18 protein-coding genes are annotated in these 20657 nt (G+C 62.7%); 10 read left to right on the top strand and 8 right to left on the bottom strand.

From position 1 onward, the window contains the following. Positions 1-17: 17 nt before the first annotated feature. The 4 genes from K3724_RS21570 to K3724_RS21585 all read right to left on the bottom strand — a co-directional run bounded on the left by K3724_RS21570 (position 18) and on the right by K3724_RS21585 (position 5396). A complete protein-coding gene (locus tag K3724_RS21570; protein ID WP_259992742.1) occupies positions 18-746 on the bottom strand; it encodes an aspartate/glutamate racemase family protein in 729 nt (242 codons plus the stop codon). Continuing rightward, positions 743-2026 carry an FAD-binding oxidoreductase gene (locus K3724_RS21575; RefSeq protein ID WP_259992743.1) on the bottom strand — a complete coding sequence of 428 codons (1284 nt, stop codon included), beginning with the start codon at positions 2024-2026 and terminating at the stop codon, positions 743-745. The genes K3724_RS21570 and K3724_RS21575 overlap by 4 nt, the downstream gene beginning before the upstream one ends. After that, positions 2023-4248, bottom strand: coding sequence for a TRAP transporter permease (locus K3724_RS21580; protein ID WP_259992744.1), 2226 nt, complete (start codon positions 4246-4248; stop codon positions 2023-2025). The genes K3724_RS21575 and K3724_RS21580 overlap by 4 nt, the downstream gene beginning before the upstream one ends. Before the next feature lie 137 nt (positions 4249-4385). After that, on the bottom strand, positions 4386-5396 hold the full coding sequence (locus tag K3724_RS21585; RefSeq protein WP_129373045.1) for a TAXI family TRAP transporter solute-binding subunit: 1011 nt from the start codon (positions 5394-5396) through the stop codon (positions 4386-4388). A 138-nt stretch (positions 5397-5534) separates the two neighbouring features. Between K3724_RS21585 and K3724_RS21590 the strand changes: the two genes are divergently transcribed. From K3724_RS21590 to K3724_RS21600, 3 genes are all read left to right on the top strand, one after another. Further along, positions 5535-6446 (top strand): LysR family transcriptional regulator, encoded by a 912-nt coding sequence (locus tag K3724_RS21590; RefSeq protein WP_259992749.1) that lies wholly within the window; start codon positions 5535-5537, stop codon positions 6444-6446. Positions 6447-6603: 157 nt separating this feature from the next. After that, on the top strand, positions 6604-8295 hold the full coding sequence (locus K3724_RS21595; RefSeq protein WP_259992907.1) for a thiamine pyrophosphate-binding protein: 1692 nt from the start codon (positions 6604-6606) through the stop codon (positions 8293-8295). A gap of 236 nt (positions 8296-8531) precedes the next feature. After that, positions 8532-9647, top strand: coding sequence for a cystathionine gamma-lyase (locus K3724_RS21600; protein WP_259992751.1), 1116 nt, complete (start codon positions 8532-8534; stop codon positions 9645-9647). A gap of 52 nt (positions 9648-9699) precedes the next feature. On the opposite strand, the gene K3724_RS21605 is transcribed toward K3724_RS21600, so the two are convergent. Next, on the bottom strand, positions 9700-10590 hold the full coding sequence (locus K3724_RS21605) for a LysR substrate-binding domain-containing protein (RefSeq protein WP_259992753.1): 891 nt from the start codon (positions 10588-10590) through the stop codon (positions 9700-9702). 102 nt (positions 10591-10692) lie between these two features. Here K3724_RS21605 and K3724_RS21610 point away from each other — a divergent pair, with 102 nt between their 5' ends. Further along, positions 10693-12351: a GMC family oxidoreductase gene (locus K3724_RS21610; RefSeq protein WP_259992754.1), complete on the top strand. Its 1659-nt coding sequence runs from the start codon at positions 10693-10695 to the stop codon at positions 12349-12351. Positions 12352-12365: 14 nt separating this feature from the next. Next, positions 12366-13574: a mandelate racemase/muconate lactonizing enzyme family protein gene (locus tag K3724_RS21615; RefSeq protein ID WP_259992755.1), complete on the top strand. Its 1209-nt coding sequence runs from the start codon at positions 12366-12368 to the stop codon at positions 13572-13574. A 134-nt stretch (positions 13575-13708) separates the two neighbouring features. Here K3724_RS21615 and speB read toward each other — a convergent pair whose 3' ends face one another. Beyond that, positions 13709-14680, bottom strand: a complete 972-nt coding sequence (gene speB / locus K3724_RS21620; protein WP_259992756.1) for an agmatinase — start codon at positions 14678-14680, stop codon at positions 13709-13711. 158 nt (positions 14681-14838) lie between these two features. Here speB and K3724_RS21625 point away from each other — a divergent pair, with 158 nt between their 5' ends. Further along, complete coding sequence (locus K3724_RS21625; RefSeq protein ID WP_259992757.1) at positions 14839-15579, top strand: LuxR C-terminal-related transcriptional regulator; 741 nt, start codon at positions 14839-14841, stop codon at positions 15577-15579. 146 nt (positions 15580-15725) lie between these two features. Here K3724_RS21625 and K3724_RS21630 read toward each other — a convergent pair whose 3' ends face one another. Beyond that, positions 15726-15881: a hypothetical protein gene (locus tag K3724_RS21630; RefSeq protein ID WP_259992758.1), complete on the bottom strand. Its 156-nt coding sequence runs from the start codon at positions 15879-15881 to the stop codon at positions 15726-15728. A gap of 19 nt (positions 15882-15900) precedes the next feature. Between K3724_RS21630 and K3724_RS21635 the strand changes: the two genes are divergently transcribed. After that, positions 15901-16674 carry an inositol monophosphatase family protein gene (locus K3724_RS21635; protein WP_259992759.1) on the top strand — a complete coding sequence of 258 codons (774 nt, stop codon included), beginning with the start codon at positions 15901-15903 and terminating at the stop codon, positions 16672-16674. A 59-nt stretch (positions 16675-16733) separates the two neighbouring features. Here the strand turns inward: K3724_RS21635 and K3724_RS21640 are convergent, their stop codons facing one another. Next, on the bottom strand, positions 16734-17537 hold the full coding sequence (locus K3724_RS21640; protein WP_259992760.1) for a helix-turn-helix transcriptional regulator: 804 nt from the start codon (positions 17535-17537) through the stop codon (positions 16734-16736). A gap of 199 nt (positions 17538-17736) precedes the next feature. Here K3724_RS21640 and K3724_RS21645 point away from each other — a divergent pair, with 199 nt between their 5' ends. From K3724_RS21645 to K3724_RS21655, 3 genes are all read left to right on the top strand, one after another. Next, the gene (locus K3724_RS21645) at positions 17737-17970 is read left to right on the top strand and encodes a hypothetical protein (protein ID WP_259992761.1); all 234 of its coding nucleotides are present in this window, start codon (positions 17737-17739) and stop codon (positions 17968-17970) included. A 77-nt stretch (positions 17971-18047) separates the two neighbouring features. After that, positions 18048-19610 (top strand): ABC transporter substrate-binding protein, encoded by a 1563-nt coding sequence (locus K3724_RS21650; RefSeq protein WP_259992763.1) that lies wholly within the window; start codon positions 18048-18050, stop codon positions 19608-19610. Between the two features lie 96 nt (positions 19611-19706). After that, positions 19707-20645, top strand: coding sequence for an ABC transporter permease (locus K3724_RS21655; protein ID WP_259992765.1), 939 nt, complete (start codon positions 19707-19709; stop codon positions 20643-20645). Positions 20646-20657 lie beyond the last annotated feature (12 nt).

The following is a 20657-nucleotide window of genomic DNA, read 5'->3' on the forward strand; positions in this document are numbered from 1 at the left end:
ACGCCGCCCTCAGCGTTTCAGGTGATGAAACCCGGGAAAGGCACACGCAAAGCAGCCCTATGCACCATCTCAGACAGGGTGATGATGTCGAACACCGGCCGGTTCAGTTCTGCCTGCAGCACATGAGCATAGGGCGGCAGATCGGTGCATTCCAGCACGATCGGGCCGATCTCCGGATTGCGGGCGATCATGCCTTTGGCGGCGGCCAGCAGCTCTGCCTCGACCTTGGCCAGATCCATCGCCGTGCGCTCATTGCGCAGGATCACGGTTGAAAATTCTTCCGCATCATCCAGCCCCTGCACCACCACGGGTGTGTGTTCAGCGCCTACGCCGCGCATATGGGCATCGGTCAGGCTGCCGGCGGAGGCGGTGATCACCCCAACAGTGCGCCCGGTCATCTGATGCGCCAGCGGCACCTGGATCAGCGAGGAGACAAACACCGGCACATTCACTGCCGCGGCAATCTCCCGCTGGAAGATCGCCAGAAACCCGCAGGAACCGGTGATGGCGCGTACGCCTTTGGCCTCCAGCCGCCTGGCGGCCTCGATCAGCCGGTCCTTCATCTCGCCGGTGGGGTTGGCCAGCAGTTTCGGCACGGTGATCCCGTCCAGCATTTCATACAGCGTGGTGAACTGCAGGCTGGAGGGGTTCTTGATATGGCCGGGGGGCTTGGGGAAATAGCTCTCCAGCGCCAGGACGCCGATGGAGACGCCGCAGATGTTCTGCCCGCCGGGGTGGATGGTCATGCCTTGATCCTTTCATACCGCCGCGCGCGGAACGGCGCGAGGTCTTCGTTCACCGGTGTGCCGCTGACGATATCGGCCACCAGCCGTCCGGTTTTCGGGGCCATCATCAGGCCGTAATGGCTGTGGCCGAAAGCGGCGATCAGATCGGGAAAACCCTCGACCTCGCCAATGCAGGGCAGGCTGTCGGGCAGGCTGGGGCGCTGGCCGGACCAGGTGCCCATGTCGCCGGCCTGCAGATCCGGTAGCAGTGCCTTGGCCAGCTCCGCCAGCCCGTCGAGTCGCTTCTGATTGAGCGGCTGATCCAGGCCTGCAAATTCGGCAGTGCCGGCCACCCGCAGCCCTTCCTCCATCGAGGAGGCCACGAATTTCATGTCCATATCCATGATCGAATTGTTCAGCGCGACGCCGGGGTTTTTGAAGGACACATGGTAGCCGCGTTCCGATTCCATCGGGATCTTGATCCCCAGCTGCTTCAGCAGCTCGCCCGACCAGACCCCCATCGCCAGCACCAGCTTGGGTGTCCATTCCTGGCCCGCTTCGGTGGTATAGGTCCAGCCGCCGGTTTGTGCGGGCAGGATGCCCCGCACGGTTTGCTGCAGGATTTCACCGCCCACGGATTGGAGCTTTTCTGCCAGCACCGTGCCGATCCGGCCGGGAGAGAGCGCCCGCGCCTGGCCCTTTATCAGGACCGCTGCCTGAAATTCCGGCGTCAGCGCCGGTTCCAGATCGCGCAGCTCGGCAGCGCCGATCCGCTCCATCTCTGCACCCTGCGCGGCCCGCAGCCGGTTGCCGGTACTGTTCAGGTCAGCCTCATCCGGGTTGCGGGATGCATGGACGTAGTAGCTGTCCTGCACCAGATCCTCATGACCGGTTCCGGCCAAATGAACGCGGAAACCCTCCACACAATCCCTGCACAGAAACCCCATTGCATCCGAGATTTCCTGTATCCGCCCGGCGCGCCCTTCGGATAGGAACCGCAGCCCCCAGGGCGCGACCTTGGGCAGATAGGCGGGCTTCACCGCGACCGGGCCCAGCGGGTCCAGCAGCCAGCCGGGCACCTTTTTCCACAAGCCGGGCATTGATTGCGGCACCACCGACCAGGGCGAGATGATGCCGGCATTGCCGTAAGACGTTGCCTGACCCGGCGCATCCCGGTCGATGAGCCGGACCCGCAGCCCCCGCCCGGCCAGCGACAAGGCCGAGCAGATGCCGACGATCCCGGCGCCCAGGACTGTTACATCGGGAGAACCAGGCACATCAGGGGTGGCAGGGGTGCTCATCGGGCAGCCTCAGCCTGCAGTTTGCGCTGCTGGCCCAGCTGCTGCAGCAGCACCGGCGCCATCACCACAAGGGCGGCGATGTCAGAGCCGCCCGAGGGCGCCACCAGCAACAGTCCGCCGATTGCCATCAGCAGCCGCCACAGCCCCGTGAGCGGCGCCAGGAAATAGGCCGACACCGCAGTGGCGATGGCAAAGACGCCTGCCGCACAGGTCAGTGTGACCTGGGTGAAGCTTAGCAGGGTGAAATGCTCGGGCAGCACGATCAGCATGGTGGGCGCGTAGACAAACACCATCGGCACCATCAGCTTGCCCAGCCCCAGCGTGAAGGCATTCAATCCGGTGCGGAACGGGTTCGATCCCGCAATTCCCGCCGCCGCATAGGCCGAGGCGCAGACCGGCGGGGTGATCTCGGAGATCACACCGTAGTAGAGCACGAACATATGGGTGGCGAGCGGCGGCACGCCCAGCTGGCTGAGGGCCGGCGTCGCAACCGCCACCAGCATGATGTACAACGCCGTGGTCGGCAGGCCGGCCCCCATCAGGATGCAGGCCACGGCAATCAGCACCAGTGACAGGAACTGCTGGATCGACGGCTGGCTGAACGCCTCAATCGTTGTCCAGTCCAAGAGCGGCGCAATTGCCGTGGCCATATCCGCCGCGCCGCCGGTGACCATAAAGCCCAGGCGAAAGCCAACGCCGGTGGTGTTGATCACACCCACGACGATGCCCACCGCAGCCGAGGCCGCACCCACCGCCAGCGCATACTGCACGCCGACGTGGAAGCTGTCGAACAAGTCGCGGAAGCTTTGCCGTTCATTGCGGTGCATGCAGCCCACCAGCGTCAGCGCGGCCAGCATGCCCGCCATCACCGGCGAATATCCCTCGCCGGAATAGGGCGAGGCCTTCCAGAATATGAACCCGAGCAAGGCCAGCGGCACCAGCAGGGTTGCGGGTTTGTCAAAGGCGCAGAAACCCACCACGACACAGAGGCTAAGGCCGATAAAGGCCGCCATATTCGGTGAATAGCCCGAGAACAGCACCAGAAGCAGGGCAATCAGCGGCACGATAGTGTACCAGCCGTCCTTCCACACTGCCAGGAATTTGGGCAGCTGCTCCTTGGGATAGGCGGTCAGGCCCAGTTTCTTGGCGGTGAAATGCACAATCGAGATCACCCCGATGTAATGCATCATCGCCGGCACAATCGCTGCAATCACGATGGTGGTGTAAGGCACCTCCAGATATTCGGCCATCAAGAAGGAGGCTGCCCCCATGATCGGCGGGGTGATCTGCCCGCCAGCTGACGCCGCAGCCTCAACCCCGCCTGCGAAATGGCCGGGGTAGCCCATCTTTTTCATATTGGGGATGGTGAGCGAGCCGGTGGAGACGGTGTTGGCAATCGACGAGCCGGAAATGGTCCCGAAGAAGGCCGAGGAGACAACCGACACTTTGGCCGGGCCGCCGGTGTAACGGCCTGCCACGATCATCGCATTGTCGACAAAGAACTGCCCCAGCCCCATCCGCTGCGCCACCACGCCGAACAGCACAAAGTGGAACACCACGGTGGAAACCACCCACAGCGTCACGCCGAATATACCCTCGGACGGGAAGTACATATTGTTGACGAACTGCTGCCAGTTGACGCCCGGATGCTTCAGGATCTGCGCGGGCATATAGGGGCCGAACAGCGCATAGACCATGAATACCAGAATGATCAGCGGCAGCACAAAGCCGATGGTGCGCCGCGCAATTTCCAGCACCGTCAGGATCAGCACAGAGCCAAAGAACACATCCAGGCTGGACGGGTTGCCCTGCCGCAGCGCCTGCTCGGCGATGTCGAACCCGAACATGTCAAAACCGCGCCAGCTGACCCACAGGAACAGCGCCGCCGCCATGCTGAGACCGGTCAGCGCCCAGTCATAGAGCGGCACATTGCCGGGGCGCAGCAAGTTCGGCCCGCGCCATTCCAGGCTGCGCGCCGATTTGATCAGAGGAAAGCCGACAAAGATGAACAGGAACAGCCCAGCCAGGTGAATGCCCATATGCACATGGTCCACCGGGGTGCCGAACCCAGCCGTCCACAGATGATACAGGGCAAAGACGATGCTGGCCCAATAGATGAACCCCGTCAGCCTGGGTCCGTTGTCGCGCGTGTTCAGAGCGGAGTCATACTGCTTCTCCAGCTCCTCCAGCGCTTTGTTGTCAAGGTGAGTGTCCAGGGACATCGGCAGTTCCAGTCTAGCAGGGTCAACGGCGCGAGCGTCCTGCGTCTGCGCTTTGCGGGCAGCAGGCGGGCAGGGGCACCGGGAAACAAAAGGCGGCAGCAAGGCGGACCCTGCTGCCGCAGTTCAGGGGGGAGGAGTTACTTCAGCAGGCCGATTTCGCGGTAGAACCGCTCAGCACCCGGATGCAGCGGAACGCCGATGCCTTCCACGCCTTCCAGCGCGGTTTCCAGGGTGATCGCCTTGCCCTTGGGGTGGCCGTTGTCCAGCAGCTTGCGGGCGGTGTCGGACCACATCGCCTTGGTGATGCCATAGATCAGCTCTTCATCCATATTGGCATTGGTGACCAGCATGCCGGAAACCGCCACGGTGTTCACGTCATAGTCCACACCCGGATAGGTGCCCGCCGGAATGGTCGAAGGGATGTAATAGGGCACGGTGGTGTTGGCTTGTTTGATCTCTTCCGCGGACCAGTTGTGCAGCTCCATGCCCTTGGTGTTATCCAGCTGGATCATCGCTGCGACGGGCGTGCCGGCCGCATAGAAGTAGGCGTCCAGCTGGCCGTCGGCGATGCGCTCGGCGGATTGGGCGTTGTTCAGCTCGGCCTCGTCCATGTTGTCGCGGTTGACACCGTGGTCATCCAGGATCAGCTCAACCGCGATCTGGGTGCCAGAGCCGGCCTGGGCAATGCCCACGCGCTTGCCCTTGAGGTCGGCAAGACCGTCCAGCTTGTGGCCTTCGGGCAGTACCAGATGCAGGTCTTCGGGGAACAGGTTGGCAATCACCCGCAGGTCGGGCTTGGCATTGCCTTCGAACTTGCCGGTGCCGTGATAGGCAAAATGCAGGGTTGCAGCGCCGGACAGGCCTGCCTCCATCTGGCCGTTCTGAATGGCGTTCACATTATGGGCCGAGGCATTGGTCGACTGCGCCATTGCCACCAGACCGGGCACGCCGCAATTGCCGCCTTCGTCACACGCACGCGAGCCGGGCGGGTTGGAAATCGCATTGGCGATGATGCCGCCGATCGGGAAGTAAGTGCCGCCCGCGCCGCCGGTGCCGATGCGGAAAAAGGTCATATCCTGCGCCGCAGCAGCGCCGGTCAGCATGGTGCAGGCCAATGCGGCCCCGGTCAGTTTCTTGAAAATTCCCATAATCTCTTCCCTTGATTATTGGCCGCAGCTTGGCTGCCGCAGCTTTCTCCTCCGATCTTTGCATCATGGAAAAGGAAATGCATAAGTACAAATTTAAAATTATACGGTATGTATAGATGGAATTTATGGTGGCTTAACATGAACTCTCATCAGCTTGCGGTATTTCACGAGGTCATGAAAACCGGATCGGTCAGCCAGGCTGCGCGCAACCTGCACCGCACCCAGCCCGCGATCAGCGCTGCCATCAAGACGCTGGAGGAGGAGCTGGGCCTGACCCTGTTCCTGCGCGAGGGCCGCCGCCTGGTGCCGGTGCCCGAGGCGCAGTACCTGATGGAGGAGGCGACCGAGATCCTGTCGCGGCTGGAAACTGCGCAGCAGAACCTGGCCAATATGCGCGACCGGGTGCAGGGGTCGATCCGGATCGTGGCGATGCCGGGGCCGTCAACCTATCTGCTGCCGGAATTCATCAGCCGCTTTGTGGATGGCAAACCCGAGGTGCGGGTGACGCTGGCAACGCGGTCCTCGCCGCAGGTGCGCAGCCTGGTGGCGGCCGGCAGTTTCGACATCGGCTTTTGCGACATGAGCCGGTTCCGCGGCGACCGCAAGCTGTACACGGCAGAAGAACTGCCCAGCAATTGCCTGTGCGCGGTGCCGGCCGGCCATCCGCTGGCGGACCGCGAAGCCATCACTGCCGCCGATCTGAACGGGGTTCCAATGGGCGCGCTGCAGCCGGATCACAACACCTATCAGGCCACCTCGCAGGCCTTTCAGCAGGCGGGGGTGGAATTCAACCTGCGCTATGACGCGCAATATTTCCTGCCGCTGTTCCACTTCATCGCCGCCGGTCAGGCCTGCGCCATTGTCGATGTCCTTAGCGCTGAAAGCTACCGCCGAAGCAACCCGGATGAGGACCGGATCCGGTTTCTGCCGTTTGAGCCGCAGATCCCTTTTGGCTATTCGATTCTGACCCCCAGCGCGCGGCCGTTGTCGCAGTTGGCGGCCAGTTTTGCCAAAGCCTGGCGGGAGTACATCCAGAGCATGCTTGCGTAAGTCACTGTGAAGAAACGGGAAATTCGTCCGCTCAAGACGTCTGAATTTCAGTCTTCACATCTATCTACAGAATTGTATACAACTTAGAACACGAATCCTGGGCATCCGCTCCAGGACAGATCTCACGACGGCTTTAGGGGGCCCCATGAAAAACACGATGACCAACGCGCTGACCGGGGCCGAGGCGATGGTGCGCTCTTTGGAGGCCCACGGCGTCACCCATATCTTTGGCCTCTGCGGCGACACCACGCTGCCCTTCTATGACGCGATGAACCGGCTGGAGCATGGTATCACCCATGTCCTGACCCGGGATGAGCGCAGTGCTGCCTATATGGCCGACGGGTTTTCCCGCGTGACAGGCCGGGTGGGCGTCTGCGAAGGCCCCTCGGGCGGCGGTGCCACCTACATCCTGCCGGGGCTGATCGAGGCCAACGAAAGCTCATATGCGGTGCTGGCGATCACCACCGACATTTCCGTGGGGTCCTACGGCAAATACCCGCTGACCGAGGTCAATCAAGAGGTCCTGATGGGGCCGCTGACCAAGTTCAACACGGTGATCAAACGCGCCGACCACATCCCGCGCATGGTGCGCCAGGCGTTCCGGGCGATGACCACCGGGCGGTCCGGCTCGGCGCACTTGGGCCTGCCGTATGACATTCAGTATGATGATGTCCCAGCGGATGATATCTGGGGCGATCCCAAGCATCAAAGCTACCCCGCCTACCGCGCAGCCCCCGAACCGGGCGCAGCCGAGGCTGCGGTTGAAGCCATCCTCACCGCCAAATCACCGCTGATCGTCTGCGGCGGCGGCGTGGTAATTTCCGGCGCGATGGAAGAGCTGGGCACGCTCGCCTCCCGCCTGGATATCGCCGTCGGCACCTCGATCTCCGGCAAAGGCTCGCTTGCCGATACCCACCCGCAATCGCTGGGCGTGGTCGGCTCCAACGGCGGCACGGATGAGACCTGGGAAATGATGGAGGGTGCCGATCTGGTTATCTTCATGGGTTGCCGCGCCGGTTCCACCACCACCTCGCGCTGGGAGGCGCCGAAGCCCGGCCAGCGGATCGTGCATTTCGACAACGACCCGATGACCATCGGCGCCAATTACCCGACCGAGGTGGGCGTAGTGGCCGACCTGAAACTGGCGCTGCAGGCGGTCAATGCCTATCTGGACAGCCACGAGGGCGAAGTGCCAACGTTCAGCGGGGCCGCGAAAATCGCCGATATCAAGCAGCGCAAATTCGCCAAGTTCGAGGCGCTGGCAAACAGCGCAACCGATCAGGTCCTGCCGGAGCAGATCATCCACGCGCTGAACCGCAACCTGCCCGATGACGCCATCGTGGTGTCTGATCCCGGCACCAGCTGCCCCTATTACAACGCCTACTCGCAGCAGAAGCATCCGGGGCGGCAGTATATCACCAACCGGGCTCATGGCGCTTTGGGCTATTCCTTGTCGGCGTCGCTGGGTGCCTGGTTCGGGCGTCCCGGCTCCAAAGTTGTGGGGATGATGGGCGACGGTTCCTTCAACTTCACCTGCGGCGAGCTGGAAACCGTGGTGCGCTGCAATGCCCCGATCACCTATGTGGTGTTCTCCAACGCCAACTTCGGCTGGATCAAGGCCAGCCAGCGCGACGACTGCGATAAGCGGTATTATAATGTGGACTTCAATCGTACCAACCACGCCGCCGTGGCCGAGGCATTTGGCGTCAAGACCTGGCGGGTGGAGCGCACCGAGGATTTGGACCCCGCGATCAAGGAAGCCATTGCCCATGACGGCCCGACCCTGATTGACGTGGTTTGCCAGGCGCTGGAAGAAGCCGCTGCACCTGTGCGCCGCTGGATGGGTTGATCCTGAAGCCTATCATAAGCCACTCGCCCGGCCGATAGGCCGGGCAGCGCCCGTCCGCCCCGTCAAACCAAAGGTTTGCTTTCAGCAAAACGGGCGGGCGCTTCGCTTCCGCCCGCGGACAGGGACTGCCCTCTGTTCTGCAGTTCGAGTTCTCCAAAGTGTCTTTCTGCCGATTTGCATTTTCGATTGTGCCGGTTATCACTCCTGAAACCCGCATTCACGAAAGGTGCCAGCCCATGGACACACCCACCGCCCCCAAAGCCGGCGCCATGCTGCACCTGCGCGGCAACACACTTTCTGAGGGCGAGCCGGTGGCGCTGCCGCTCACGCAAAGCTCAATGTATCACCTGCCCGGCGACTGGACCGGCGGCCCCAGCTATGGCCGCGTCGACAACGCCACCTGGGAGCAGCTTGAGCATATGCTGGCCTATCTGGAGGACGCACCAACGCTGGCGTTTCCGTCCGGCATGGCGGCAATCTCAGCGGCGCTGTTTGCAACCGTAAAAGCAGGGTTAAAACTGCTGATCCCCTCGGACGGCTACTATGTCACCCGGCGCCTCAGCGAGCGGTTTTTGCAGAACCTTGGCGTTGAGGTTCACCAGCGCCCGATCACCGGTTTTGCCGAAGGCGGCTTTGACGGTTTTGACGTTGTTTTTGCAGAGACGCCTTCGAATCCCGGCCTGGATCTCTGCGATCTGCGCACCATTGCTGATGCGGTCCACGCGGCGGGCGGGCTGCTGATCGTTGACAACACCACCATGACCCCGCTGGGCCAGCGCCCGCTGGAGCTGGGGGCGGATGTGGTTGTGGCCTCCGACACCAAGGCGCCGGGCGGCCATTCGGATGTGCTGATGGGGCATCTGGCCACCCGTAACGAAGACATCCTGAAGGCGGCGCGCGAGTGGCGCCAGTTCGGCGGCGGCATCCCCGGCCCGCAGGAGGCCTGGCTGGCGCACCGGGGATTGGAGACTTTGGACGTGCGCTTTGACCGGATGTGCAGCACGGCGGAGGTTCTGGCCGAACGGCTGGCGGCGCACCCGCTGGTGCAGGAAATCCGTTTCCCCGGCCTCGCTTCCGACCCCTCGCATCAGCTGGCGAAACAGCAGATGGCGCGGTTCGGCTTTCTGATTTCGATCACATTGGACAGCGCGGAACAAGCGGATGCCTTCATCAACACCTGCCCGCTGATCCGATCCGCGACGTCCTTTGGCGGGGTGCATACCTCGGCTGAGCGCCGTGCCCGCTGGGGCGATGCCGTGGCGCCGGGGTTTGTGCGGCTGTCAGTCGGCACCGAACCGGCAGAGGAGTTGTGGAGTGCAATGGCCGCTTCGCTGGACGCGCTGCAGGAGTAGAGGGCAGTGTTTGCTGCCGCTGTCCCCGCGGGGAACGGCAGGGAAAACCCTCTCAGGTCAGCGCCTGATACAGCGACGTTATCCAAGCGGCGACAGCCTTCAGTTCTTCCCGCTGGCCCGCGCGGTCGTTGATCACCATGTAGTGCGAGCGGCGTTTGGGCAGTTTGTATGCGGCCGGGGCGGTCACCAGCCCCTGCTCGACGTATTGCCGGGCAAAGCTTTCCAGCACCATTGTTACGCCGTGGCCTGCTGCCACCGTCTGCAGGGCCAGCAGCGAGGAGTCGGCCTTGAGCCAGTCGGCAGTGAACTGCAGGGTCAGCCCGTGCAGGTCTGCCAAGCGGCCCCAGTCGGTTTCGGATCCAATGATCTGCACCACATCGGCGCGGGCCAGATCTTCGATTGAGGGCGTCCTGCCCAAGGTCGCAGCATAGGCGAGGCTGCACACCGGGATGGCGTTTTCGTGGCCCAGGTGCTGTATCTGCGCCTCCTGCCAGTCGCCGGAGCCATAGCGGATGTCGATGTCCAGCGCCTCCTCGTCAAAGCGGCTGGACCAGACGGTGGAGGACAGCTGCACGTGAATATCCGGGTGTTCGGCCTGGAACCGGGCCAGTTGCGGCGCGATCACCAGCGCGGCGCAGGAGATCGTCGCGCGCAGACGCACCACCCGCTTGCGTTTCTTGCTGAACAGCCCGGTGGTGGCGCGCTGCATTTCGTCAAAGGATTTGCGGATCGGCTGGGCATAGGCCTGGCCGGTATCCGTAAGCGCGACGCCGCGGGGCAGGCGTTTGAACAGCTGGGTGTCCAGGTGTTTTTCCAGCAGCCGGATCTGCTGGCTGATGGCGGCGGGCGTCAGGCCCAGCTCCTCGGCGGCGGCAGAAAAACTGCTGAGCCGCGCGGCGGCCTCAAAGGCTTTCAGCCAGGTGACATGGGGCAGATTGGTCATTCATACCTTTAAGCACAGCTTAGCCTTAGGGGCAAAACCCATTGTTTGAATTAACTGTACGCCAATGCGCAAGCTGGGGGCATCAAGGGACCCGGGTTCGCCATGGCACAAACATATGACTTTATTATCGCCGGGGCCGGTTCGGCGGGCTGTGTGCTGGCAGACAAGCTGACGGCAAATGGCCGCTACACCGTGCTGCTGATCGAAGCAGGCGGCACTGACCGGCGGTTTTGGATCAAGGTTCCAGTGGGTTACGGGTTCACCTTTTCGGATCCGGCAGTGAACTGGCGCTATTCGGCGGCACCGGATCCAGGCCTGAACGGGCGCCAGGCCTATTGGCCGCGGGGCAAGGTCCTGGGCGGTTCCAGCTCGATCAACGCGATGGCCTATGTGCGCGGATTGCCGCATGATTTTGACGACTGGGAAACGGCTGGCGCCAAGGGCTGGGGCTGGAAAAATGTCCGCCGCAGTTATGAGGCGCTGGAATGCCATGATGAGTGGCAGGGCGGCAATCGCCGGCTGCGGGGCAAAGGCCCGGTGCGGGTCACCGATCTGAGCGAGCAGATGCATCCTTTTGCCCGGAATTTTCTGGCCGGTGCCCAGGAGATGGGCTGGCCGTTCCTGCCGGATATGAACGCGCGCGCTGAAGCCGGGGCCAATACCCTGCCGGGCGAAGGCATGGGCTATGTGCGCAGCACGGTGAAGGACGGGCGGCGCTGGTCCTCGGCGGATGCGTTTCTGCGGCCTGCATTGAGGCGCGGCAATCTGACTGTGGTCAGCGGCGCGCTGGTGGAAAAGGTGCTGACAGCAGGCGGGCGGGCAACCGGCGTGGCCTACCGGGTGAAGGGCCGGGTGATACAGGCAAAGGCCGCGCGGGAGGTGATCGTGAGCGCAGGCGCGGTGAACTCGCCGCAACTCCTGCAATTGTCCGGCATCGGCCCGGCGGCGCTGCTGCAGCGGCACGGAATTGCGGTGGCACATGACTTGCCGCAGGTCGGGCAGGGGCTGCAGGACCATCTGGCGGTGTCGCATTTCTTTTGGGCCAACACGGCAACTTTGAACGACCGGCTGGGCAGTTTTGCCGGGCAGATGAAGGCCGGGCTGCAGTATGTGCTGACCCGTAACGGACCCTTAAGCGTGCCGGTGAACCAGTGCAGCGGTCTTGTCCGCACCAAAGGCGCAGCACTGCCGGATGTGCAGGTTTACTGCAATCCGGCGTCTTACTCGACACGCGCCAATGGCAAGCCGCAGATCGACAAGGACAACGGGTTCCTGCTGTGCGTGCAGCCAAGCCGGCCGACCAGCCGGGGACAGATCAACATCGAATCTGCGGACCCGGGACAGGCGCCGCGGATCGAGCCGAACGCGCTGTCAACGGACGAGGATAAGGCAACCGCAGTGCGTGCCAGCCATTTGCTGCAAGCTCTGGCGCAGACTCCGGCCATCAGGGCGGTGACGCGGGAGCGGCGGACGCCGGATATTCTGGAAATGGACGATGCGGCGCTGCTGGAGAATTTCCGGGAACGCTCCGGCAGCGTGTTCCATGCGACCTGCACCTGCCGGATGGGCAAGGATGCAACTGATTCCGTTCTGGACGCGCGCCTTAGGGTGCATGGGCTGGCGGGGCTGCGGGTGATCGATGCGTCCGCGTTTCCGAATGTGACCTCGGGCAACACCAATGCACCTACCATGATGCTGGCGGCGCGTGGCGCTGAAATGGTGCTGGAAGACAATGAAAACAGGCCTTTGGCAGCTGAATGACAGGGAAGTGACAGATGAAGCTCGACAAGATCGAAACCTTTGTGTTCGGCAATCCGCCGCCGCGCCACGGCGGGCGCTATTTCATCTTTGTGCGTCTGACCACCGCTTGCGGCATCACCGGTGCGGGGGAAATATACAACGCCACATTCGGCCCCGATCTGTGCTGTGCGATGGCCGAGGAGATGTTTGCGCGCCAGTTCGCAGGCAGTGATCCGCATCATATCGAGAAGCTGTGGCGCAAATCTTATGGCGCGGGCTACACCCTGCGGCCTGACGTGACCGTGATGGGCGTGCTCAGCGGGCTGGAAATGGCCTGTTGGGACATCATCGGCAAGGCAGCCGGCAAACCGGTCTATGAGCTGATGGGCGGCCAGGTGCATGAGCGTCTGCGCAGCTACACCTATTTGTACCCGGCTGAGGGCGACGTCTATCCGGACCCGGACACGCCCAATGTCTACAACGATCCGGACATGGCCGCCGAGGCAGCGCTGGCGCAAGTGGACAAAGGGTTCACCGCGGTGAAATTCGACCCTGCCGGGCCTTACACGATCTATGACGGGCATCAGCCGCGGCTGGCGGATCTGGAGCGCAGCGAGATGTTCTGCAAACGCATCCGCGAGGCGGTCGGCACCCGCGCCGATCTGCTGTTCGGCACCCATGGGCAGTTCACTGTCTCGGGCGCCAAACGGATGGCGCGTCGGCTGGAACCCTATGAACCCTTGTGGTTCGAAGAGCCGACCACGCCGGAAAACCCCGCTGATATGGCCGAGGTGGCGCGGTTCACCTCGGTGCCGATATCCACCGGTGAGCGGCTGTGCACCAAACATGAATTCGCCCGCGTGCTGGAGGCCGGTGCTGCGTCAATCCTGCAGATGGATCTGGGGCGCGTCGGCGGCCTGCTGGAGGCCAAGAAAATCGCCAGCATGGCGGAAACACGGCAGGCGCAGATCGCACCGCATCTGTATTGCGGGCCGGTGGTGGCGGCGGCAAACATTCAGATCGCAACCTGCAGTCCCAACTTCCTGATCCTGGAGTCGATCGGTACCTTTGAGGGGCCTTATATGTCCTGCCTCAAATCCTCGATCACCTGGGAAGACGGCTATGTGATCCCGTCGACGGAGCCAGGGCTGGGGGTTGAGCTGGACGAGGCCGCAATTGCTGCCAGCCCTTACACCGGCAGCGAACTGCATCTGGAACTGGCGCAGGAGCCGGTGGTTCAGTAGGGGTTCCTGCACCTTCTTACGCTGGCAGCGCGGTTGTCTAGCGCAGGATCAGCAGCGGCGGCAATCTGCCCGCCGCAAAGACCGCCCCGGCTGCAGAAGCCGGGGCGTTTACCGCTTTCGCATCACCAGCCGCCTCACCGCTTGCCGGAGGGACCGGCGGCGTAGAGGCAGAGCAGATCATTGGCGATGGTGGCCGCAGCGATGGCGGTGATTTCAGAGATGTCATAGGCCGGCGCGACTTCGACCACGTCCATGCCGACCACGTCGATGCCCGTCAGCCCGCGGATGATCTCCTGCGCCTGATAGGGGCTAAGGCCGCCAATCACCGGCGTGCCGGTTCCGGGGGCCGAGGCAGGCTCCAGCGCGTCGATGTCGAAGGTGACATAAGTTTTGCGGCCGCCGGTGATGGCGCGGATTTTCTCTGCCACCGCCTCGGGGCCGGATTTCTGCACCTCGATGGCGTCGATGATATTCATGCCCATCGGATCGGGATTATGGGTGCGGATGCCGACCTGGACCGAGCGGGCGGGATCCACCAGCCCTTCGCGGATGGCGTGCCACAACATGGTGCCGTGATCGATGCGGCCTTCCTCGTCCGCCCAGGTGTCGGAATGGGCGTCGAACTGGATCAGGCTGAGGGGTCCGTGTTTCTCTGCATGCGCCTTAAGCAGCGGGTAGGTAATGAAATGATCGCCGCCGATCGACAGCAGCGCGGTATCACTGGCCAGCACATCACGGGCAGCCTGGGTGATCTGGTCCGGTACCTTGTGCGGATAACCATAGTCGAACTCGCAATCGCCATAATCGACAACCCGCAGCGCCTCGTAAGGGTCTGCCTTCCAGGGCCAGGGTTTCGACCAGGCGATATGACTGGAACCAGAGCGCACCGCGCGCGGCCCCAGCCGGGTGCCGGAACGGCTGGAGACGGAAAGATCAAAGGGCACGCCCATCACCGCCACATCCGCGCCGCTGAGATCGCGGGTATAACGGCGGCGCATAAAGCTGAGCGCGCCGGCATAGCTGGCCTCGGCAATCACACCGCGGTCGCTGCCGCGGGTAAAGGCCAGGTCGCCCTGCACTGGGTTTACGCTGGAGGTTTCGGTCATCTGAGGCTCCGTTAGGTTGAAATTCCGTTCGGCCCCAGTTTGAAACCCGTGCTTATGCCGGTAAACTTAGCAAAAGACATATATCTATAGGTATAGATTTGACCGCTGAGATACCCCATCCTCCGTTGGCCGATGGCTGGGTGACCGCCCTGGCTGCTATGGCAGAAACACTTGGCACCGACCGCTTTCCCGGCGCGCTGCGGCAAATCCTGTCGCAGTGCTGCAGCTTTGATTCGATGGTCATCTCACGCTATGAGGGCGCGCTGCCGCCTGCCTCGCTGTATCAGGATCTGGATGAGCTGCAGGCGGCGATCACCGTGGAATTCTATGCCAGCGGCCCCTATCTGCTCGATCCGCTGTATCAGGCCTGCCGTAACGGCTGTACTCCGGGGGCCTACCGGCTGATGGATCTGGCGCCCGAGGCGTTCTTCCGCTCGGAATATTACCGCGCCTTTTACCGCAAGATCAGCATCAGCGACGAGATTGGCGTGCTGGTACAGGACGGGGCAGAGCGCTGGATTATCGTCTCGCTGGCCCGTTTTGCCCGCCGGCAACGGTTTGAGGCGGCGGATACCGCGCGGCTGAATGCAGTGTTCCAAGTGATCTGCGCCGCGGTCCGGCGGCAATGGGGGCAGGCAGAGGCGGCAGCAGAAGGCTTCCAACAGCCGGATTGGGAGGACCGGATGCAGACCTTTGGCACCGGCGTCCTCAGCCCGCGGGAACGGGAGGTCGTGCAACTGGTTTTGCAGGGGCATTCGACGCCTTCGGCCGCCGCGTACCTTGGGATTGCTGAAGGCACCGTCAAAGTCCACCGGCATCACGCCTATTCTAAACTGGGAATTGCGTCACAGGCGGAGCTGTTTTCCATGGCCACCCGGCATCTGGCCGGGGCCGGTTAGCTTCAGCCGCAGGGAAACAGACATCAGCATGCACCATTCCCATTCAGATCCGCCCGCCTTAAAAACGGTCAATGCAGCAGGATAAATCAGGCATTATACCAAGATAATGCCAATAACCGCCGCATTAACGGTCATTTCTCCAAAAATCAGTTGACTTCATCCATATCCTCGCGAAAGTCTGCCATCACGCCGGGAATCGAGGCGGGCGGCTGGGCGAGCGGTTTAAAATCCAGCAGAACGCAGTCACTGCCGGCACCCCGGACCCTGGAGCCCGCCAGACTGAAACCGGGACTGATGATCATGGGAGTGGAGCCTCAACCGATGCTGACGACACAGGATTACGCCGATCACGCCGTTCGGATTGCCGAAATCGCATCTGATGCTGCCCGCGGCTATTTCCGCGGCCGGCTCGGGGTTGAATTCAAGGCGGATGAAAGCCCGGTCACCCAGGCCGACAAGGCGATCGAGGACAAGGTGCGCGCCTATCTGACCCAGCATTTCCCCGGCCACGGTATCTTTGGCGAGGAACATGGCTTTGACGGTGCGGACCGCAACGATGTCTGGATCATCGATCCGATCGACGGCACCCGGTCGTTTTTGGCGGGCCATCCGCTGTTCGGCTTTCTGCTGGGGTATTTGCAGGGCGGCGTCCCTCAGGCAGGGGTGATCGGGATGCCTGCCCTGGGGGAGACCTTTCTGGGCGTGCGCGGGGCAGGCGCCACGCTGAACGGCGCCCCGATCCGCGTGTCGGACCAGACCCGGCTGGACCGGTCGATCCTGTTCGTCAACGAGGGCGACAAGATCCACCGCGACTATCCGCATTTGTTCGAGCGGCTGATGCAGGCCGGCCAGACCCGCCGCTTTGCCTATGACTGCTATCCGCACGCGCTGCTGGCGGCAGGCCATGCGGATGCGGTGATAGATTATGATCTTCAGCCCTATGACTATCTGCCGGTGTCCGCGGTCGTCGAAGCCGCAGGCGGGGTGATCACCGATTGGGACGGCCAGCCGCTGGGGCTGGGCTCCGACGGCAGGGTGATTTCGGCGGCGACACCGGGACTGCACGGTGAAATGCTGGCGCTGATAAAGGGGTAACCCGGTGGCGGCCGTCTGAACGGGCTCCCCCTATTCCGGTCAAATGGCCGGAGCGTTGCTCAAAACAATACGCTGCCCGGTGCTTCGGGAAGATCCACCTTATCCGGGGTCTCCAGGTAGTTGCGCACGGTGGGATCGATCCGCGGGCTGCGGACCGGATACACCCCACAGGCGGCAATCGCCTCGCGCGCCGAGACCCGCTCATCCAGGCGCTTCCAGATCGCCCGCGCCGCATAGGGGCGCGGAAACGGCCGCCAGGCCACCCCCATGGTCATGCCGCGCAGGTATTTCAGCTGCTGGCGGTGGGCCGAAAACAGGATGGTCTGCGCCACGCTGCCCTCGCGGGCGCGCTCATGCTCGGTGATGAACAGCCGGTTGCCGCGCAGGGTGACCATGCCTTCATACCGCGAAATCTGCCGGATGCTTTGTTCGGGATCATGGGCGATTTCCAGGTTGCGGGACAGGATATACCCGTCCTGCTCAATAAACCGGGTCAGCGAGCAGAAGATCCCCTCGCCCCAGGACGGAGTGCGGAAGTAGGCGTGGTAAAAGCCCAGGTAGCGCTTGAGATTGCGCTGCTGGCCGCGGAACGGCGACAGGAACCGGTCTGCCGGGCTGTGCTGCACCGGACCTGCGGCCTCCTCCAGCCGGGTTTCGAATTCAGAGTTCGCGGTGAACAGCTGCGCCTCCGGGATTGAGAAATACCGGGCGATCCGGCGCAGGTTGTGGGCGGCGGGCAGGCTGCTGCCATTGAGGTAGCGGTTGAATTGCTGGCGGTTGATGCCGATCTCGCGGCAGATCTGCGCGATGCTGCCATGCTCGGCACAAAGCGAGCGCAGATTTTCTGAAAAACTTTCCGGCAAAGCCCAGTATCCTTCGCGAATTGACGCTGGTTCGTTTCTTACCGCGTCAGTTCGCGCATGTTTGCACAGTTCCGTATTTGAAGAAACCGGGTTTTCTAGAAGGACTGTAACCCAGCCAGAGACCGCAATGCCCGCTGAAAGAACCCTTAACCACAGGATCCCGATGCCGGATGGGCGCCGGCTTGCGGCACGCCTGTGGATGCCGGAGGGCACTGGTGACAGCGAGGGCGATTTTGATGGCGAATTTTCCGAACAGGAATTGTGCGAGGGCAAGGCCGTGCTGGCCATCACCGGCCGGGCCAGCACGTGGGAGCGCCGCTATCCGCATCTGTCCAAGCTGGCAGGTCGCCATCAACACCGAAAGCACCATGTTTTGCGACGGGCAGAATTTCTATCTGATCCGCAAATTGCGCGCCACCGAAGGCGCGGATGAAACGGAAGTCCTGACAAAGGAATGGGCTGAAACCCTTCCGCGCGGGCTTCTTTGATCTGATCTTAAGGGAGGAAACAATGAAGATCGAATGGACCAAAGCGCCGGTGGGGCGCCGCAATTTTCTGAAAGGTGCAACCGCGCTTGGGGCGGCGGCTGCGCTGCCGATGGGCCTGGGAAGCCGCGCCATGGCGGCAGAGGGCGGCACGCTGCGGGTGCGCTCCTACGGTGATTTGCAAAGCATCGACCCGGCGTTTTCCAAGGGGGTGATCGACGAAGAAATCCACGCCTCGATCTATAACAAGCTGATCCAGTACAAGCCGGGCCGCGAATGGGACTGGCAGATGGATGCCGCCGCGATGATCGAACAGGGCGACGAGACCCATATCAAATTCGCGCTGCGCGATGACATCGGCTTCACCAACGGCTTTGGCGCGATGACTGCCGAAGATGTGAAATTCAGCTTTGAACGCATCGTCGCGGATGAAACCGAAAGCCCGAACAAGCCTGACATGGGTCCGCTGAGCCACGTCGAAGTGACCGGCGAACGCGAAGGCACCATTGTGCTGAAAGAACCCTTTGCGCCGCTGTGGAGCATCGCGCTGCCCTATATCACCGGCAACATCGTGTCGAAAAAGGCCTGGGAGGCTGCGGGCGGCAAGGCGACCACCGATCCGCTGGCAGAATCCGGTCCCTACCTGCGCGACAGCTGGTCGCCCAAGGAAAAGACCGTGCTGAAGCGCAACCCGGACTGGAAGGGCGAAGCGCCCGCCTGGGACACCATCGAAATCCTGCCGATTGACGATGAGAACACCGCCGAGATCGCCTTTGAGGCCGGTGAGCTGGACTTCACCCGCGTCTCCTTGGGGTCGGTTCAGCGTTACCGCGACGGGGTGCCGAATGGCGGCACCCTGCTGGAATACCCGTCGCTGTATTACACTTGGCTCGGCATGAACCTGGATCACCCCAAGCTGCAGAACAAGAAGCTGCGGCAGGCGATCCAGCACGCGATTGATGTGCCCTCGGTGCTGGAGGCCGCCTATTTCGGGGCGGTGGACCCCTCCACCGGTATCATCGCTCCGGGCCTTGCAGGCAACCGCCCGCAGTCGCTGGTGCCGCCGCAGGCGGATTTCGCCAAGGCCGCGGAATTGCTGGCAGACTCCGGCGAGACCAACGTGACGCTGAAACTGGACACGTTGAACAAGACCACCTTCACCACCGCGGCGCAGGTGATCCAGGCGACGCTGGCGCAGATCGGCATCACGGTTGAGGTCAACGTGCTGGAATCCGGTGCCTTCTGGGCCAGTGCCGACAACGAGGACCTGCAGCTGGTGCTGAACCGCTACTCGATGACGCCGGATCCGTATTACGCAACCTCGTGGTTCACCACCGAGCAGGTCGGCCATTGGAACTGGGAGCGCTTCAGCAATGAAGAATACGACCAGATCCACACCTCGGCCTCGCAACTGACCGACCAGGCCAAACGCGCCGAGATGTATCAGCGCGCGCAAGACCTGATGGAGGAAAGCGGCGCCTACCGCTTCCTGACCCATGAGGCGACCCCGGTGGTGCATTCGGCAGGCGTTGTGCCGGCACTGCGGCCCGATGGGCTGGCACTCCTGCGCTACTTCGGCAAGGCCTGATCCTCCCCAAGGCCTGACCGACTGGCACGGCTGCAATTTGCGGTGCAGCCGTGCCGAATACCTTCCGCACAGCGAGAACAAGGGAGCCATGCGGCTATGTTATTTTATGCACTCCGGCGCTTCGGGCTGGCACTGCTGATCCTGATCGTGGCGGTCACCGTCATGTTCCTGATGATCCGCGCCGTGCCCGGCGATCCGGTCCAGATCATGCTCGGCCCGCGCGCCACGCCAGAACTGCAGGCGCGCCTGACGGCGGAGCTGGCGCTGGACCAGCCGGTCTGGAAACAGCTTGTCATCTTTTACGGCAATCTTTTGCAGGGCGATCTGGGGATTGATGTGTTTTCCGGACGCTCGGTGACCGACATTGTGTTCCAGCAATTGCCGCATACCCTGTGGCTGATCCTGGGATCGATCATTTGGTCCGCCACCCTGGGCATCGGGCTGGGGGCCTATGCGGCGGCGCATCCCAACACTCTGATCGACCGGATCACCGCGGCAATTTCCGTCAGCTTTGTCGCCGCGCCGGCCTTTGTGGTCGCGCTGCTGTCGCTCTTGATCTTTGCGGTGCATCTGCAGTGGTTCCCGGCCATCGGCGCCGGCGAGGGCTTCTGGGACCGGCTGAACCATCTGGTGCTGCCGTCCTTTGCCATTGGCCTCAGCTGGGTCGGTTATATCGCCCGGCTGGTGCGCGCCTCAATGCTGGAGGTGATGGGCGAAAGCCACATCCGCACCGCCCGCGCCTTTGGCATCAACGAACGCCGGGTGGTGATGGTCTATGCACTGCGCATCGCCATCCTGCCGGTGGTCACGGTGATCGGCGTCGGCATGGGGTTCCTGCTGTCCTCTGCCGTCTTTGCCGAGATCGTCTTTGCCCGCCCCGGCCTTGGCAAGCTGGTGATCGACAGTATCACCACCCGCAATTACCCGATCGTGATGGGATCTGTGCTGATCTCAACCGGCCTGTTTGTGGTCTCCACCGCGCTGGCCGATCTGATCAACGCCTGGCTCGACCCCCGCGCCCGCACGGCAAACTGAGGAGGACGCAGA

The organism is Leisingera sp. M658 (genome assembly GCF_025144145.1).
Lineage (GTDB): Bacteria > Pseudomonadota > Alphaproteobacteria > Rhodobacterales > Rhodobacteraceae > Leisingera.